Origin of the sequence: Streptomyces aureus (assembly GCF_001418135.1) — a bacterium.
Lineage (GTDB): Bacteria > Actinomycetota > Actinomycetes > Streptomycetales > Streptomycetaceae > Streptomyces > Streptomyces aureus_A.
In genome coordinates this window covers 411-2,109 of record NZ_LIPQ01000597.1, presented here as the reverse complement: position 1 = coordinate 2,109, position 1,699 = coordinate 411, and the positions used below count along the sequence as shown (strand labels likewise).

The 1,699-nt window shown below is 75.8% G+C and carries 1 protein-coding gene; it reads left to right on the top strand.

Going from position 1 to position 1,699, the window contains the following annotated elements; genetic code table 11:
• Positions 1-429: 429 nt before the first annotated feature.
• On the top strand, positions 430-1,647 hold the full coding sequence (gene xseA / locus AOK00_RS34735) for an exodeoxyribonuclease VII large subunit (protein WP_055604114.1): 1,218 nt from the start codon (positions 430-432) through the stop codon (positions 1,645-1,647).
• Positions 1,648-1,699 lie beyond the last annotated feature (52 nt).

Genomic DNA, 1,699 nt, shown 5'->3' with positions numbered 1-1,699 from the left:
GAGCGTAACCGCGCGGTACGACAACGTCAGGGGCGCGCGCACGCACGCCCCCGCGGCCGGAGGCGGGTACGCGGCCCCGCGACCACCGTCCCGGCGGTGCGCGTCGCCGGGGCGGTGGTCACGCGCGTACGCCCGCCCGAGCCGCGCCACGCACATGCGCCCGCCCCTCGCGCGGGCGGCCCGCGATCGCCCCACCCATGCCCCGGTACGCGCGCGTACCGGGGCATGGGTGGGGCGATCGCGGGCCGCCCGCGCGAGGGGCGGGCGCATGTGCGTGGCGCGGCTCGGGCGGGCGTACGCGCGTGACCACCGCCCCGGCGACGCGCACCGCCGGGACGGTGGTCGCGGGGCCGCGTACCCGCCTCCGGCCGCGGGGGCGTGCGTGCGCGCGCCCCTGACGTTGTCGTACCGCGCGGTTACGCTCGGTCCATGGCTCTGACTACGTCCGCCGAAGCACCGCTTCCCGTCGGTGAGGTCTCCCGTCTGATCGGGGGGTGGATCGACCGGCTCGGGGCGATCTGGGTCGAGGGGCAGATCACGCAGCTGTCCCGGCGCCCCGGCGCCGGGGTCGTCTTCCTGACGCTGCGGGATCCCTCGTACGACATCTCCATCGGCGTCACCTGCTACCGCCAGGTCTTCGACGCCGTCGCGGACGTCGTGTCGGAGGGCGCCCGGGTCGTCGTGCACGCCAAGCCCGAGTGGTACGCGCCGCGCGGCCAGCTGTCGCTTCGGGCGGTGGAGATCAAGCCCGTCGGGATCGGTGAGCTGCTCGCCCGTCTCGAGCAGCTGAAGCGGAGCCTGGCCTCCGAGGGGCTCTTCGCCCTCGACCGGAAGAAGCCGCTGCCCTTCCTGCCGCACCGCGTCGGCCTGGTCTGCGGCCGCGCCTCCGCGGCGGAGCGGGACGTCCTGGAGAACGCGCGCCGCCGCTGGCCCGCCGTCGCCTTCGAGGTGCGGAACGTGGCGGTGCAGGGCGTGAAGGCCGTCCCTCAGGTCGTCCAGGCCGTCAAGGAGCTCGACGCCCACGAGGACGTCGACGTGATCATCGTCGCCCGGGGCGGCGGCAGCGTCGAGGACCTGCTGCCGTTCTCGGACGAGCAGCTCGTCCGGGCCGTCGCCGACTGCCGTACGCCGGTGGTCTCGGCCATCGGCCACGAACCCGACTCGCCCCTCCTCGACCTCGTGGCCGACCTGCGCGCCTCGACCCCGACGGACGCGGCCAAGAAGGTCGTCCCGGACGTCGGCGAGGAGCTGGACCGGGTGCGCGGGCTGCGGGACCGGGCCCTGCGGACCGTACGCGGACTGCTGGACCGGGAGGAGCGCGGTCTCTCCCACACGCTCGCCCGGCCCGTCATGGAGCATCCGCAGCGCATGGTCGAGGTCCGCGAGGACGAGCTCGTCGCGCTGCTCGCGCGCAGCCGTCGGGTCCTCGGTCACCTCCTGGACCGGGCGGACTCCGAGCTGTCGCACACACAGGCGCGGGTCCGGGCGCTGTCGCCCGCCGCGACGATGGAGCGGGGGTACGCGGTGCTCCAGCGGGCCGACGGCTCGGTGGTCCGCTCCCCCGAGGAGGTCGCGGCGGACGAGGAGCTGCGGGCCCGGGTCGCGGAGGGCGAGTTCGCGGTGCGGCGCGTGGCCGACCCGGCCTGAGCAGAGCAGGACCACGCGGAACCACGCAGGACCACGCAGGACCACGCAGGAC

Bases quoted from the DNA above. Each gene is read 5' to 3' on its own strand.
- xseA (WP_055604114.1), top strand. From the start codon at position 430: ATGGCTCTGACTACGTCCGCCGAAGCACCGCTTCCCGTCGGTGAGGTC.